Origin of the sequence: Caulobacter sp. LjRoot300 (assembly GCF_964253875.1) — a bacterium.
In the GTDB taxonomy this organism is placed as follows: domain Bacteria; phylum Pseudomonadota; class Alphaproteobacteria; order Caulobacterales; family Caulobacteraceae; genus Caulobacter.
The window spans coordinates 1,035,834-1,051,376 of the sequence record NZ_CAXUSA020000001.1; the positions used below are offsets into that span (position 1 = coordinate 1,035,834).

Annotated in this window: 11 protein-coding genes; 8 read left to right on the top strand and 3 right to left on the bottom strand. The window is 68.5% G+C overall.

What is annotated here, in order from left to right; all coding sequences use genetic code 11:
• Nucleotides 1-175 precede the first annotated feature (175 nt).
• The 4 genes from ACSQ2G_RS04800 to xylD all read left to right on the top strand — a co-directional run bounded on the left by ACSQ2G_RS04800 (nucleotide 176) and on the right by xylD (nucleotide 4,922).
• Nucleotides 176-1,327, top strand: a complete 1,152-nt coding sequence (locus tag ACSQ2G_RS04800; RefSeq protein WP_436028713.1) for a fumarylacetoacetate hydrolase family protein — start codon at nucleotides 176-178, stop codon at nucleotides 1,325-1,327.
• A gap of 37 nt (nucleotides 1,328-1,364) precedes the next feature.
• Nucleotides 1,365-2,111, top strand: a complete 747-nt coding sequence (xylB, locus tag ACSQ2G_RS04805; protein ID WP_436028715.1) for a D-xylose 1-dehydrogenase — start codon at nucleotides 1,365-1,367, stop codon at nucleotides 2,109-2,111.
• A 164-nt stretch (nucleotides 2,112-2,275) separates the two neighbouring features.
• The gene (locus tag ACSQ2G_RS04810; protein WP_436028717.1) at nucleotides 2,276-3,154 is read left to right on the top strand and encodes an SMP-30/gluconolactonase/LRE family protein; all 879 of its coding nucleotides are present in this window, start codon (nucleotides 2,276-2,278) and stop codon (nucleotides 3,152-3,154) included.
• Complete coding sequence (gene xylD, locus ACSQ2G_RS04815) at nucleotides 3,141-4,922, top strand: xylonate dehydratase XylD (protein ID WP_436028719.1); 1,782 nt, start codon at nucleotides 3,141-3,143, stop codon at nucleotides 4,920-4,922. The genes ACSQ2G_RS04810 and xylD overlap by 14 nt, the downstream gene beginning before the upstream one ends.
• A 183-nt stretch (nucleotides 4,923-5,105) precedes the next feature.
• Here xylD and ACSQ2G_RS04820 read toward each other — a convergent pair whose 3' ends face one another.
• Nucleotides 5,106-5,249, bottom strand: coding sequence for a hypothetical protein (locus tag ACSQ2G_RS04820; RefSeq protein WP_436028720.1), 144 nt, complete (start codon nucleotides 5,247-5,249; stop codon nucleotides 5,106-5,108).
• Between the two features lie 273 nt (nucleotides 5,250-5,522).
• Between ACSQ2G_RS04820 and ACSQ2G_RS04825 the strand changes: the two genes are divergently transcribed.
• The gene (locus tag ACSQ2G_RS04825; protein WP_436028722.1) at nucleotides 5,523-6,962 is read left to right on the top strand and encodes a sugar porter family MFS transporter; all 1,440 of its coding nucleotides are present in this window, start codon (nucleotides 5,523-5,525) and stop codon (nucleotides 6,960-6,962) included.
• Between the two features lie 230 nt (nucleotides 6,963-7,192).
• Complete coding sequence (locus ACSQ2G_RS04830; protein ID WP_436028724.1) at nucleotides 7,193-8,818, top strand: family 43 glycosylhydrolase; 1,626 nt, start codon at nucleotides 7,193-7,195, stop codon at nucleotides 8,816-8,818.
• Between the two features lie 581 nt (nucleotides 8,819-9,399).
• Here the strand turns inward: ACSQ2G_RS04830 and ACSQ2G_RS04835 are convergent.
• On the bottom strand, nucleotides 9,400-10,158 hold the full coding sequence (locus ACSQ2G_RS04835) for a YceI family protein (protein ID WP_436028726.1): 759 nt from the start codon (nucleotides 10,156-10,158) through the stop codon (nucleotides 9,400-9,402).
• Between the two features lie 223 nt (nucleotides 10,159-10,381).
• A complete protein-coding gene (locus ACSQ2G_RS04840) occupies nucleotides 10,382-10,981 on the bottom strand; it encodes a TetR/AcrR family transcriptional regulator (protein ID WP_436028727.1) in 600 nt (199 codons plus the stop codon).
• A gap of 188 nt (nucleotides 10,982-11,169) precedes the next feature.
• Between ACSQ2G_RS04840 and ACSQ2G_RS04845 the strand changes: the two genes are divergently transcribed.
• Together ACSQ2G_RS04845 and ACSQ2G_RS04850 are read left to right on the top strand one after the other, a co-directional pair.
• The gene (locus ACSQ2G_RS04845) at nucleotides 11,170-12,336 is read left to right on the top strand and encodes an efflux RND transporter periplasmic adaptor subunit (protein ID WP_436028729.1); all 1,167 of its coding nucleotides are present in this window, start codon (nucleotides 11,170-11,172) and stop codon (nucleotides 12,334-12,336) included.
• Between the two features lie 12 nt (nucleotides 12,337-12,348).
• Nucleotides 12,349-15,543 carry an efflux RND transporter permease subunit gene (locus ACSQ2G_RS04850; protein ID WP_436028731.1) on the top strand — a complete coding sequence of 1,065 codons (3,195 nt, stop codon included), beginning with the start codon at nucleotides 12,349-12,351 and terminating at the stop codon, nucleotides 15,541-15,543.

Here is a 15,543-nt window from a genome sequence, read left to right on the forward strand (position 1 = left end):
TTCTACCCATGGCGGTCCGCCAGGGCGTGTCGATGGACGCGGCGCGATTTGCCCGTCGCGGCGGGACTTGCGCTGGGCGTAGTGTTAGCGCTAACAACGTGGTCGACAAGTGACGGGGGGGCGTGGGCGGCGAGTCAAGACCGGTCCCAACGCGCCCGCTAGGGAGAGACGACCGGTGGCCCTCAGTGATTTTCTGCCTGACGACTGGCGCGACGCGACCCTGCTGGGCCGTATCGATTTCGGCCAGGGCCCGACCCCGGTCCTGATCCGCGACGGCCGCGTCGAGGACGTCAGCCGGATCGCGCCCACGACCTCGGACCTGATGAACGCCTTCGCGCCCGGCGCGGCGATTCCGCGCGGCGAGGACCTGGGCCCGCTCGAAGCCCTGGACCTGCGCGCCGTGTGGGAGAACCCGGAAGGCGCGGCCGCCAAGCTGCTGGCCCCGGTCGACCTGCAGGTGCTGAAGGCGGCCGGCGTGACCTTCGCGGTCTCGACCCTCGAGCGGGTGATCGAGGAGCGCGCGCGGGGCGACGCCGCCGCCGCCCTGAAGATCCGCGAGCAGCTGTCGGCCAGCATGGGCGGCGACCTGCGCAGCGTGAACCCGGGCTCGGACGGCGCCGAGCGCCTGAAGCAGACCCTGATCGCCGACGGCCTGTGGTCGCAATATCTGGAAGTGGCCATCGGCCCCGACGCCGAGATCTTCACCAAGGGCCCGACCCTGTCGTCGGTGGGCTGGGGCGACCAGGTCGGCGTGCGCAGCGACAGCCACTGGAACAATCCCGAGCCGGAGGTCGTGCTGCTGTGCGACGGGTCGGGCCGGATCCGCGGCGCCTCGCTGGGCAACGACGTCAACCTGCGCGACTTCGAGGGCCGCTCGGCCCTGCTGCTCAGCAAGGCCAAGGACAACAACGCCTCGTGCGCGATCGGCCCGTTCTTCCGGCTGTTCGACGACGCGTTCTCGCTGGACGACGTGCGCTCGGCGGAAGTGACGCTGAAGATCACCGGCCGCGACAACTTCGTGCTCGACGGCCACAGCAACATGAGCCTGATCAGCCGCGACCCGGCCGTGCTGGCCGGCCAGGCCTATGGCAAGCAGCACCAGTATCCCGACGGCTTCGTCCTGTTCCTGGGCACGATGTTCGCCCCGATCCAGGACCGCGACGCGCCGGGCCAGGGCTTCACCCACAAGGTCGGCGACCGCGTGCGGGTGGCCACCCCCAAGCTGGGCGTGCTGGAGAACGAGGTGACCACCTGCGATCTCGCCGCCCCGTGGACGTTCGGCGTCTCCGCCCTGATCCGCAATCTGGCCGGCCGCGGCCTGCTGTGATCTCCCTGAAAATCGTCTGCTCCTGGTCGTGAAGCGTATGTCCTCTGCCATCTATCCCAGCCTCAAGGGCAAACGCGTCGTCATCACCGGCGGCGGTTCGGGCATCGGCGCCGGCCTCGTCGCCGGCTTCGCGCGCCAGGGCTCCGAGGTGATCTTCCTCGACGTCGCCGACGAGGATTCGAGGGCCCTGGCCCTGCAGCTGTCGGACTCGCCGATCGCGCCGGTCTTCGTCCGCTGCGACCTGACCGACCTGGCCGCGGTGGCCAAGACCTTCGCCGAGATCGGCCCCATCGACGTGCTGGTCAACAACGCCGGCAACGACGACCGCCACAAGCTGGCCCAGGTGACGCCCGCCTACTGGGACGAGCGCATGAACGTCAACCTGCGCCACATGCTGTTCTGCACCCAGGCCGTGGCCCCGGGCATGAAGGCGCGCGGCGGCGGGGCGGTGATCAATTTCGGCTCGATCAGCTGGCATCTGGGGCTGGAGGACCTGGTCCTCTACGAGACCGCCAAGGCCGGCATCGAGGGCATGACCCGGGCCCTGGCCCGCGAGCTGGGCCCCGACGACATCCGCGTCACCTGCGTGGTGCCGGGCAACGTCAAGACCAAGCGCCAGGAGAAGTGGTACACGCCCGAGGGCGAGGCCGAGATCGTCAAGGCCCAGGCCCTGAAGGGCCGCCTGGTCCCCGACCACATCGCCTCGCTGGTGATGTTCCTGGCCTCGGACGACGCGTCGCTGTGCACCGGCCACGAATACTGGATCGACGCCGGCTGGCGTTGATCGCACAAGATTGTCATAGCGGGGGCGACGCCCTCCTCGGTGTCATCCCGGAAGCCTCGTAGAGGCTGTCCGGGACCCAGGGGCGGCCGCACCGCATTCGCCCAGTCCCCTGGGTCCCGGCCCTACGCTTCGCTTCGGCCGGGATGACAACGGAGAGAGAATTAATGCCCGAACCCATCTGCGTCTGGGACCTGAAGGCCACCCTCGGCGAGGGGCCGATCTGGATCGCCGCCGAGCAGGCCCTGTGGTTCGTCGACATCAAGGGCCATAAGGTCCACCGCTTCCATCCGGAAAGCGGCGAGACCCGGAGCTTCGACGCGCCCGACCAGGTGACCTTCCTGGCGCCGCTGGCCGGCGGCGGCTTCATCGCCGGGCTGAAGAGCGGCCTGCACCGCTTCGACCCCGCGACCGGCGCCTTCGTCCATCACGGCGAGATCGAGCCGCCCGAGCTGGACAACCGTCCCAACGACGCCACCGTCGACGCCCAGGGCCGCCTGTGGTTCGGCACCATGCACGACGCCGAGACCACCCTGACCGGCGCCCTCTACCGCCTCGGCCCCGATGGCAAGCCGGTCAAGCAGGACGACGGCGTCTGCATCACCAACGGCCCGTGCGTCAGCCCCGACGGTAGGACCTTCTACAACACCGACACCCTGGGCGGGATCATCTGGGCCTACGACCTGAGCCCGGAAGGCGAGCTGTCGAACAAGCGCCAGTTCTTCAAGCTGGAGATGGACGACGCCTGGCCCGACGGCGCGGTGGTCGACGCCGAGGGCTTTGTCTGGACGGCCCTGTGGGGCGGCCACGGCGCCCTGCGGCTGTCGCCGGCCGGCGAGATCGTCGACCGCGTCACCCTGCCGGCGATCAACGTCACCAAGCCCTGCTTCGGCGGTCCCGACCTGAAGACGATCTATTTCACCACCGCCCGCAAGGGCCTGAGCGACGAGCAGCTGGCCGCCTATCCCCTGTGCGGCGGCCTGTTCGCCCTGCCCGTCGCCGTGGCCGGCCAGCCCCAGTACGAGGTGCGCCTTGACCTCCCCTAACAGAACGCCCCGCCGGTTCCGTTCGCGCGACTGGTTCGACAATCCCGACCACATCGACATGACCGCTCTCTATCTGGAGCGGTTCATGAACTACGGGATCACCCCGGAGGAGCTGCGCAGCGGCAAGCCGATCATCGGCATCGCCCAGACCGGCAGCGACATCTCGCCGTGCAACCGCATCCATCTGGACCTGGTGACCCGGATCCGCGACGGCATCCGCGACGCCGGCGGCATCCCGATGGAGTTCCCGGTCCACCCAATCTTCGAGAACTGCCGTCGCCCGACCGCGGCCCTCGATCGCAACCTCTCCTATCTCGGCTTGGTCGAGACCCTGCACGGCTATCCGATCGACGCCGTGGTCCTGACCACGGGATGCGACAAGACCACTCCGGCCGGCATCATGGCCGCCACCACGGTCAACATCCCGGCCATCGTGCTGTCGGGCGGCCCGATGTTGGACGGCTGGCACGACGGCGAGCTGGTCGGCTCGGGCACGGTGATCTGGCGCTCGCGGCGCAAGCTGGCGGCGGGCGAGATCAACGAGGACGAGTTCATCCAACGCGCCGCCGACAGCGCCCCCTCGGCCGGCCACTGCAACACCATGGGCACGGCCTCGACCATGAACGCCGTGGCCGAGGCCCTGGGCCTGTCGCTGACCGGCTGCGCGGCGATCCCCGCCCCCTATCGCGAACGCGGCCAGATGGCCTATCGCACCGGCCAACGGATCGTCGACCTGGCCTATGAGGACATCAAGCCCAAGGACATCCTGACCAAGCAGGCGTTCGAGAACGCCATCGCCCTGGTCGCGGCGGCCGGCGGCTCGACCAACGCCCAGCCGCACATCGCCGCCATGGCGCGCCATGCGGGCCTGGAGATCACCGCCGACGACTGGCGCGCGGCCTACGACATCCCGCTGATCGTCAACATGCAGCCGGCCGGCAAGTATCTGGGCGAGCGCTTCCACCGGGCCGGCGGCGCGCCGGCGGTGCTGTGGGAGCTGCTGCAGCAGGGCCGCCTGCACGGCGGCGTCCTGACCGTCACCGGCAAGACCATGGCGGAGAACCTGGAAGGTCGCGAGACCAGGGACCGCGAGGTGATCTTCCCCTACGCCCAGCCGCTGGCCGAGAAGGCCGGCTTCCTGGTGCTGAAGGGCAACCTGTTCGACTTCGCGATCATGAAGTCCAGCGTGATCGGCGCCGACTTCCGCGCCCGCTACCTGAGCAAGCCCGGCCAGGAGGACATCTTCGAGGCCCGGGCGATCGTGTTCGACGGCTCGGATGACTATCACGCCCGGATCAACGACCCGGCGCTGGAGATCGACGAGCACTGCATCCTGGTGATCCGCGGCGCCGGCCCGATCGGCTGGCCCGGCTCGGCCGAGGTGGTCAACATGCAGCCGCCGGACGCCCTGCTGAAGCGCGGCATCATGAGCCTGCCCACCCTGGGCGACGGTCGCCAGTCGGGCACCGCCGACAGCCCCTCGATCCTCAACGCCTCGCCCGAGAGCGCGGTGGGCGGCGGGCTGTCGTGGCTGCGCACCGGCGACACCATCCGCATCGACCTGAACACCGGCCGCTGTGACGCCCTGGTGGACGAGGCGACGATCGCCGAGCGCCGCAAGGAAGGCGTCCCGGCCGTACCGGCGACCATGACCCCCTGGCAGGAGATCTACCGCGCCCATACGGGCCAGCTGGAGACCGGCGGGGTGCTGGAGTTCGCGGTCAAGTACCAGGATTTGGCGGCGAAGCTGCCGCGGCATAACCACTAGCAATGCTGGGGACAGGCCCATGGGCCTGTCCCCGCCCCCGCAGACCCTCCCCCCGTGGGGGAGGCGATCTCGCAGCGATCGGTGGGGGGAGGTGGGGGATCGTCGATCCGGGTTGGGGCCATCGGCCGATCACTCCCCCCTCTGTCGGCTTCGCCGACACCTCCCCCATAGGGGAGGAGCGCCCTATCCCCCCACCGCCCCGCCGCCGAAGTCGAACTGCTCGGGCCGGGCCTTGCCGCCGCCCAGGGCGTAGGTGAAGCCGAAGAACACCGCCCGCAGGCGACCCGGCGCTCGACACGCTGCCGCAAGGCCGCGTGTCGATGACACCTGGTGTCGTGGAACGAGTCGAGCATGTCCTTGGCGGTGACCACCGGCTCCAGTTCGCCATCGCGACCGCCGGGGCAAATGTCTTTTCGGCAATGTTCGCGCTCCCACGCGCGGCGACGGGGATGACAACGTTGCCAACCCGTCTTAAGCCTGGACGCCTTGAGGACGCTTGCGACCTGATACCGCTAACATTAAGGTCGGGCCAACCAAGAGCCCAAGACGGGACTCGTTAGGGATCAAACGCGGCCTTCGGGCCTTTCGGGGAAGACCAAAGTGGCATCAGTGATAAACGCCGGGCCCAGCCCTGGCATGAGCGCCGACGGCGCCAAGGTCAACATGGCCTTCATCGCCGCCATCGTGGCCGTCGCCACCATCGGCGGCTTCATGTTCGGTTACGACAGCGGCGTCATCAACGGCACGCAGGAAGGCCTGGAGAAGGCGTTCAGCCTCAGCAAGCTGGGCACCGGCCTGAACGTCGGCGCCATCCTGATCGGCTGCGCCTTTGGCGCTTTCGCAGCGGGCCGCCTGGCCGACGTGTGGGGCCGCCGCACGGTGATGATCATCGCGTCCCTGCTGTTCCTGGTCAGCGCCCTGGGCACCGGCGCCTCGCACACCTCGATGGTGTTCATCGCCTTCCGCCTGCTGGGCGGCCTGGGCGTCGGCGCGGCCAGCGTGCTGTGCCCGGTCTACATCTCGGAAGTCACGCCCGCCAACATCCGCGGCCGGCTGTCGTCCGTGCAGCAGATCATGATCATCACCGGCCTGACCGGCGCCTTCGTGGCCAACTACATCCTGGCCCACACCGCCGGCAGCTCGACCGCGCCGTTCTGGCTGGGCCTGCCCGCCTGGCGCTGGATGTTCTGGATGCAGACCATCCCGGCCGGCGTCTTCTTCTTCAGCCTGCTGGCCATCCCGGAAAGCCCGCGCTACCTGGTCGCCAAGGGCAAGGAAGCCGAGGCCGAGAAGATCCTGTCGCGCCTGTTCGGCGCGGGCCAGGGCGCCGGCAAGGTGGCCGAGATCCGCGCCTCGCTGGCCTCCGACCACCACAAGCCCAAGCTGTCGGACCTGCTGGACCCCACCACCCGCAAGGTCCGCCTGATCGTCTGGGCCGGCCTGGTCCTGGCCGTCTTCCAGCAGCTGGTCGGCATCAACATCGTCTTCTACTACGGCTCGGTGCTGTGGCAGTCGGTGGGCTTCACCGAGGATGACAGCCTGAAGATCAACATCCTGTCGGGCGCGCTGTCGATCCTGGCCTGCCTGGCCACCATCGCCGTCATCGACAAGATCGGCCGCAAGCCGCTGCTGCTGATCGGCTCGGCCGGCATGGCCGTGACCCTGGGTATCCTGACCTGGTGCTTCTCGACCGCCACCACGGTCAACGGCGCCCTGCACCTGGCCGACAACACCGGCGTGATCGCCCTGTTCGCGGCCAACGCCTATGTGGTGTTCTTCAACCTCAGCTGGGGCCCGGTGATGTGGGTCATGCTGGGCGAGATGTTCCCCAACCAGATGCGCGGCTCGGCCCTGGCCGTCGCCGGCTTCGCCCAGTGGATCGCCAACTTCGCGATCTCGGTCAGCTTCCCGTCGATGGCCGCCCGGAGCCTGCCGATGACCTACGGCTTCTACGCGCTCAGCGCCCTGGTCTCGTTCTTCCTGGTCCAGAAGCTGGTCCAGGAAACGCGCGGCAAGGAGCTGGAGGCGATGGAGGGCTGACGGGCTTCTTCCCGCCCCCCTTGCGGCGAGGAACAGGTATTCAAAGAAACGCCCGGGAGGTTCCGCCTCCCGGGCGTTTTCTTGTGCGGTTTTCGGCGCGTCGGACGTCGTTTTCAGGGGCCGCTCCACACCTGGAAAACGGCTAATGACACCGGTGGACAAGACGGTTTCCTTGTCGCTAAGTGGCCGCTAACAAGCCGTGCGACAGCCAAAATCGGGAGGAAGTTTTCATGGTCGACGTCAACCGCCGCGGCGCCCTGGGCTCCCTGCTGACCGGCGCGGCCGTCGCCGCCGTTCCCGGCGCCTCGCAAGCCGCCCAGATGGGCACGCTGCCCAGCGCGCCGACGCCCGGCGCCGGACCGACCTGGGCCAAGGGGATCGAAGGCCAGCGCAAGGCCGACCTGGGCGACGGGACCTTCCTGAACCCGATCCTGGCCGGCGACCATCCCGACCCGTCGATCCTCAAGGACGGCGACGACTACTACATGACCCACTCGTCGTTCGACGCCTATCCGGGCCTGCTGATCTGGCGCTCCAAGGACCTGGTGAACTGGACGCCGGTCGGCTCGGCCCTGAAGACCAATGTCGGCTCGATCTGGGCCCCCGAGCTCTGCAAGCACAAGGGCCGCTACTACATCTACCTGCCGGCCAAGTTCCCCGACAACAACACCAGCTACGTGATCTGGGCCGACGCCATCGAGGGCCCGTGGAGCGAGCCGGTCGACCTGAAGCTGCCTCGCTATATCGACCCCGGCCACGTGGTCGACGAAAACGGCGTGCGCTGGCTGTTCCTGTCGGGCGGCGACCGCATCCAGCTGGCCCCCGACGGCCTGTCGACGGTCGGCCGGCCCGAGCACGTCTACAATCCCTGGCGTTATCCCGACGACTGGGACGTCGAGGGCTTCTCGCCCGAGGGCCCCAAGGTGATGAAGCGCGGCGACTACTATTACCTGGTCACGGCCGTGGGCGGCACGGCGGGACCGCCGACCGGCCACATGGTCATCGTCGCCCGCGCCAAGTCGCTGGCCGGTCCATGGGAGGACGATCCGAAGAACCCGGTCGTGCGCACCACCAACAACAGCGAGAAATGGTGGTCGCGCGGCCACGCCACCCTCGTCGAGGGCCCGGCCGGCGACTGGTGGACCGTCTATCACGGCTATGAAAACGGCTTCTACACCCTGGGCCGCCAGACCCTGCTGGCCCCGGTCACCTGGACCAAGGACGGCTGGTTCGAGGTCGGCGGCGGCGATCTTTCCAAGCCCCTCGCCAAGCCCAAAGGCGGCAAGGTTGTGCCGCACGGCATGGCGCTGTCCGACGACTTCAGGGCCGACAAGTACGGGGTGCAGTGGAGCTTCTTCGATCCCAAGCCAGGCGAGCGCGACCGGATCAAGCGCGAAGGCGGCGTCCTGACCCTGAAGGGCGCGGGCGAGGCGCCCTCGACCGGCGCGCCGCTGATCTTCGTCAACGGCGACCAGGCCTACGAGATCGAGTGCGAGATCGAGGTCGATCCGGACACCCGCGCCGGCCTGATCCTATTCTACGATCGCCAGCTCTATTGCGGCCTGGGCTTCGACACGAAGAACTTCGTCACCCATCAATACGGCATCGAGCGCGGCCGTCCGGCCAATCCGCACGGGTCGAGGATGCTGATGCGGCTGCGCAACAACCGCCACATCGTCAGCTTCCACACCAGCGGCGACAATGGCGCGACCTGGAAGCGCTTCGACCGCGGCATGGAGGTCTCGGGCTACCACCACAATGTGCGCGGCGGCTTCCTGATGCTGAAGCCGGGCCTCTACGCGGCCGGCAAGGGCTCGGCGCGGTTCAGGGGGTTCAAGTACCGGGCGCTGGCGTAGCTTACGTCAGGCGCCCCAAAAGGTTGTCATCCCGGAAGCCTCGCAGAGGCTGTCCGGGACCCAGGGGACTGGGCCGAAGCGGTGCGGTTACCCTGGGTCCCGGACAAGCGCTGCGCGCTTTCCGGGATGACAACGAAAATGGGCAGGATCACGAACGCATGCTCAAGCTCCTCCTCCTCGCCGCCGCTCTGTTTGGGGATGCGCCCAAACCGCGTGCTCGAAGATCGTCGCGGAAGAGTTAGTGAAGGCGGTTCCGTAGGACGCCCCCTCCGTCGCGTCGCTGCTAGCGACACGCCACCTCCCCCGTTTCACGGGGGAGGAGAAGGTCGTCGCCGCATCCTCCTCCCCCGCATCGCGGGCAGGGCTATCGCATATGGGTTTTCCACGAAATGAGTTGTCATCCCGGACAAGCGAAGCGCAGATCCGGGACCGCCGGAAGCTCTGAGTTCACGCCCCGGTCCCGGATCTTCGCGCTGCGCGCTCGTCCGGGATGACAATCGTTTTGGCCATATGCGATAGCCCCCGCATCGCGGGGGAGGTGGCGCGCTGCGAATACGCAGCGTGACGGAGGGGGCGCTCGGCTACTGGGCCGGCGCCGCCGGAGCCTTGGCGTCGGGCAGCGGCGGGCCGCTGAACTCGGCCTCGATCTGGACGTCGACCGCGTCGCTGACGCCCATGGTCGTGCCGGGGGCCGGGACGCCGAAGCCGATGCCGAACTCCGAGCGGTTGAACGTGCCCTTGGCCGAGAAGCCGATACGGGCGTGCGGGTCCATCGGGTGGCCGGCGTAGCCGCCGTTGAAGGTGGCGTCCAGCACCACCGGCTTGGTCACGCCGTGCAGGGTGAAGTCGCCGGTGACCTTGGCGGTGTTGGCGCCGGTGACCTCGACCTTGGTCGAGCGGAAGGTGATGGCCGGATATTGCGCCGCGTCCAGCCAGTCCTTGCCGGTCAGGGCGTCCTTGAAGCCGGCCGGCGGGTTGGGCAGGGTCAGCGACTTGGGATCGATGGTCGCCTCGACGCTGGAGGCCGACGGGTTGACCGGGTCGAACTTCAGCTTGGCGTCGAAGTCGCTGAACCGGGCGGTGTAGTGCGAGAAGCCCAGGTGGTTGACCTTGAACTCCAGGTTGGCGTGGGCGGGGTCCAGCTTGTAGTCGCCGGCCGGAACCTTGGGCATGACGAACTTGTCCGCCGCCGGCGCGGCGGCCGGCGTCGCGGCCGATGGGACCGGCGCCTCGGCCTTCTTGGCGGCGGGCGGCGAACAGGCCGCCAGGGCCAGGGCGGCGGCCCCGGCGGTCAGCCAAAGCACCCGGCGCGCGTGCGGACGGACGGTGGAATAGGTCATGGCGTCTTCCCTTCTGGTTGGCGACCCGCGGGGCCGGCGCGCCGTTCACGGTCAACTCCGAGGCGCACGATCCCACGAAGGACGCACGACGGCGCGGCTTCCCGACATTGGGGTCGCTTTTTTCTGGTCACAACTTGACGTTACGGAAGGGGTAGGGATCCTGTCTACCCACGTCGATGGATCCCGCCCCTTATGGAGACGGTCCTTGAGCAGTTTCGCGATCTTAGCCCAGCAGTTGCCGGATCGTCGCGGTCAGCACGCGCGTCAGGGGTTCGCGGTCGGTGTCGGGATGGTTGACCGCCCGGATGATCATGCCGTCGAACAGCAGGCCCACCACCTCGCAGCGGGCCTGGAATTCGGCGTCGGTCCATTCGGCCCGGCGGCCGCGGTCCAGCATGGTCTGGGCGTAGGCCCGCTCCTGCTCGTCGGCGGCCCGCAGGATCGCGGCGACCTTCGGATTGCGGCTGGCCTCGGCCAGGACCTCCAGGGTCAGGGCCGCGCGGCTCAGGTCGAAGCACTTGCCGACGGCTTCGGGCAGGTGCTCGACCAGGGCGTCGACCAGGTCACCGGGCTGGCTTTCCATCTCGGCGAACTTCTCGCGCATCTCGGCCAGGTCCTGGGCGACGATGGCGGCGATGATCGCCTCCTTGTTCTCGAAGTAGCGGTAGATCTGGCCCACGCTCAGGCCGGCGGCCTTGGCGATCTCGGCCATGCTGGCGCCATGGAACCCGGCCTGCCGCACGCAGTCGCACGCGGCGTCCAGGATCTGCTGCCGCCGCGCCTCAGGCGTCGGCCGCAGCGTGGTGTTGGCGTCGTCGCTCATCGAAAGCATCGCTTCCCAATTAAATTTCCGTCACGTCAAGCTGGACGGAACCCCCGAGGTTGACTTGCGACAACCTCGGACCTATGTCCAGCCCCGTTGAGAATGAACGTTCATTCTCATGTTGGTCACCAACGGGGCGTCGTCAAGGCTGGATGCCTGCGACGCCCTGTCGCTCCTGGGGTTTCTGCATGTCCTTCGACCGTTCTCGCGCCGTCCTCTCGGCGGCCTCCCTGGCGGCCATCGCTCTGACCCTGGCGGCCTGCGGCCAAGGCAAGGGCGCCGCCGGCGCCATGGGCTCCGGCGGACCGACCCCGGTCGGCGTCGTCGTCGCCAAGACCGAGCCGGTGACCCTGACCAGCGAACTGACCGGCCGCACCTCGGCCTACCTGGTCTCGGAAGTGCGCCCGCAGGTCGGCGGCATCATCAAGACCCGCCTGTTCCAGGAAGGCGGCTATGTCCGCGCCGGCCAGCCGCTGTACCAGATCGACCCGGCCACCTTCCAGGCCGCCTACAACAGCGCCGCCGCCGGCCTGGCCCAGGCCCAGGCCACCGCCACGGCCGCCAAGCTGAAGGCCGACCGCTACAGGGAGCTGGTCGCCATCAACGCCGTCTCCAAGCAGGACAACGACGACGCCCAGGCCGCCAGCCAGCAGGCCATCGCCAACGTCGCCGCCCAGAAGGCCGCCCTGGACAACGCCCGCATCAACCTGGGCTGGACCAAGGTCGTCTCGCCGATCTCGGGCCGCATCGGCAAGAGCTCGGTCACCCCCGGCGCCCTGGTCACCGCCAGCCAGGCCACCGCCCTGGCCACCGTGCAGGACCTGTCGAAGATCTATGTCGACTTGACCCAGTCCTCGGCCGAGATGCTGAAGCTGCAGGCGGCGATGAACAGCGGCGAGCTGGGCCGCAGCGGCTCGGCCCAGGTGACCCTGAAGCTGGAGGACGGCTCGACCTATCCGGTCCCGGGCCGCCTGGAGTTCTCGGACGTCACCGTCGACCCGACCACCGGCTCGGTCGGCCTGCGCGCCACCTTCGACAACCCGGGCGGCGTGCTGCTGCCGGGCATGTACGTCCGCGCCGTGCTCGGCAAGGGCGTGGCCAACAGCGGCATGCTGATCCCACAGGCGGCCGTCAGCCGCGATCCCAAGGGCGCGGCCACCGTGATGGTGGTCGGGGCCAAGGGCGCGGCCGAGCCCCGCCAGATCGTCACCAGCCAGACGGTGGGCGACAAGTGGCTGGTCACCTCGGGCCTGAAGCCCGGCGACCAGGTCATCGTCGAAGGCCTGCAGAAGGTCCGCCCCGGCGCTCCGGTGAAGCCGGCCGTCATCACCGCCTCCGCCCCCGCTGCTCAATAAGGCCGGCACGTCATGCTTTCCCGTTTCTTCATCGACCGGCCGATCTTCGCGTGGGTCGTCGCGATCGTCATCATGCTGGCGGGGGCCCTGGCCATCCGCAGCCTGCCGATCGCCCAGTATCCCGACATCGCCCTGCCCCAGGTGGCGGTCAACGCCATCTATCCCGGCGCCTCGGCCAAGACCGTCGAGGACAGCGTCACCCAGGTCATCGAACAGAAGATGAAGGGCCTGGACGGCCTGGACTACATGTCGTCGACCAGCGACAGCTCGGGCTCGGCCACCACCACCCTGACCTTCAAGGCCGGCACCAACATCGACATCGCCCAGGTGCAGGTGCAGAACAAGCTGCAGACGGCCACCGCCCTGCTGCCGCAGGAAGTGCAGCAGCAAGGCCTGACCGTGACCAAGTCGGCCCGGAACTTCCTGCTGATCATCGGCATGTATTCCGAGGATCCCAAGACCACCAACACCGACCTGGCCGACTACATCGCCAGCAACCTGCAGGATCCCCTCAGCCGCGTCGACGGCGTGGGCGAGGTCCAGCTGTTCGGCGCGCAGTACGCCATGCGCATCTGGTTGGATCCCAACAAGCTGACCAGCTACAACCTGACCCCGGCCGACGTCATCGCCGCCATCCGGGCGCAGAACGCCCAGGTCTCGGCCGGCCAGCTGGGCGGCGTGCCCAACCTGCCGGGCACCGCCCTGAACGCCACGATCACCGCCCAGTCGCGCCTCTCCACCCCGGCCGAGTTCCAGGAGATCATCGTCAAGAACAGCGCCGGCGGCGCCATCGTGCACCTGCGCGACGTCGCCCGGGTCGAACTGGGGGCTGAAAGCTACGGCTTCGGCGCCAAGTACAACGGCAAGCCCGCCGCCGGCCTGGCCATCCGCCTGGCCCCCGGCGCCAACGCCCTGAACACCGCCGACGCCGTCAAGGCGCGGGTCGAGCAGCTGTCCAAGACCTTCCCGGCCAGCTATCGCTACGTCGTCCCCTACGACTCGACGCCGTTCGTGAAGCTGTCGATCGAGGAGGTGGTCAAGACCCTGGCCGAGGCCATCGTGCTGGTCTTCATCGTCATGTTCCTGTTCCTGCAGAACTGGCGCGCCACCCTGATCCCGACCATCGCCGTGCCGGTCGTCCTGCTGGGCACCTTCGGCGTGCTGGCGGCCTTCGGCTACTCGATCAACACCCTGACCATGTTCGGCCTGGTGCTGGCCATCGGCCTGCTGGTCGACGACGCCATCGTCGTGGTCGAGAACGTCGAGCGGGTGATGAGCGAGGAGGGCCTGTCCCCGATCGAGGCCACCCGCAAGTCGATGAACGAGATCACCGGCGCCCTGATCGGCATCGCACTGGTCCTGGCCGCGGTGTTCGTGCCCATGGCGTTCTTCGGCGGCTCGCAGGGCGTGATCTATCGTCAGTTCTCGATCACCATCGTCTCGGCCATGGCCCTGTCGGTGATGGTCGCCCTGATCCTGACGCCGGCCCTGTGCGCCACCCTGCTCAAGCCGGCCACCCATGGCCACGGCGACGCCTTGAGGACCGACCACCCGGGCCCGCTGGGCGCGGTGACCAACCTGTTCAACCGCTTCTTCAACTGGTTCAACCGCAACTTCAACGACACCAGCCGGCGCTACCAGGGGACCGTTCGCGGCCTGCTGGGCAAGAGCGGCCGGTGGATGGTCGCCTATGGCGTGGTCATCCTGGTGATGGGCTTCCTGTTCATCCGCCTGCCCAGCGCCTTCCTGCCCGAGGAAGACCAGGGCACGATGTTCACCCTGGTCCAGCTGCCGCCCGGCGCGCCGGAAGAGCGGACCCAGGCCGTGCTCGACCAGGTGCGCAACCACTTCCTGGTCGACGAGAAGGAGTCGGTCCAGGCGGTCTTCACCGTCGCCGGCTTCAGCTTCGCCGGCGCCGGCCAGAACGCCGGCCTGGCCTTCATCCGCCTGAGGGATTTCGACGAGCGCAAGGCCGCCAACCTCAAGGCCCCGGCCGTCGCCGGCCGGGCCATGGGCAAGTTCATGCAGATCCGCGACGCCATGGTCTTCGCCGTCGTGCCGCCGGCCGTGCCGGAACTGGGCACCTCGTCGGGCTTCGACTTCCAGCTGCAGGACATCGGCGGCGTCGGCCACGACGCCCTGATCGCCGCCCGCAACCAGGTGCTGGGCATGGCCGCCCAGGATCCCGCCCTGGCCGGCGTGCGTCCCAACGGCCAGGATGACACCCCGCAGCTGAAGATCGACATCGACCAGGCCAAGGCCGGGGCGATGGGCCTGACCACGGCCGACATCAACGCCGCGCTCAGCGCCGCGTGGGGCGGTTCGTACGTCAACGACTTCATCGACCGCGGCCGGGTCAAGAAGGTCTATGTCCAGGCCGACGCGCCCTACCGCATGCGGCCCGAGGACCTGGACAACTGGTACGTCCGCACCAGCACCGGCACGATGGCGCCGTTCTCGTCCTTCGCCACCACGCGCTGGATCTACGGCTCGCCGCGCCTGGAGCGCTACAACGGCCTGTCGTCGGTCAACATCCAGGGCTCGCCCGCCCCGGGCAAGAGCTCGGGCCAGGCCATGGCCGCCATGGAGAAGATCGCCGCCCAGCTGCCGCCCGGCATCGGCTTCGAGTGGACCGGCCTGTCGGCCCAGGAACGCGAATCCGGCAACCAGGCCCCGGCCCTGTACGGCATCTCGATCCTGGTGGTGTTCCTGCTGCTGGCGGCCCTCTACGAGAGCTGGTCGATCCCGCTGTCGGTGATCATGGTCATCCCACTGGGCATCGTCGGCGCCCTGCTGGCCACCACCCTGCGCGGCCTCAGCAACGACATCTACTTCCAGGTGGGCCTGCTGACGACCATGGGCCTGGCGTCCAAGAACGCCATCCTGATCGTCGAGTTCGCCAAGGACCTGCACGAGCAGGGCATGGAGCTGGTCGAGGCGACGGTGGAGGCGGTCCGCATCCGTCTGCGCCCGATCATCATGACCTCGCTGGCCTTCGTCTTCGGCGTGCTGCCCCTGGCGATCTCCAACGGGGCTGGATCGGGCAGCCAGCACGCGATCGGCACCGGCGTGATCGGCGGCATGATCTCGGCCACCCTGCTGGCGATCTTCTTCGTCCCGCTGTTCTTCGTGATCGTCGAGCGGATCTTCAAACCCAAGCCGCGTCGCCACGACGAGGCCGTCACGACTCCGGTCGAGAGCCACTAA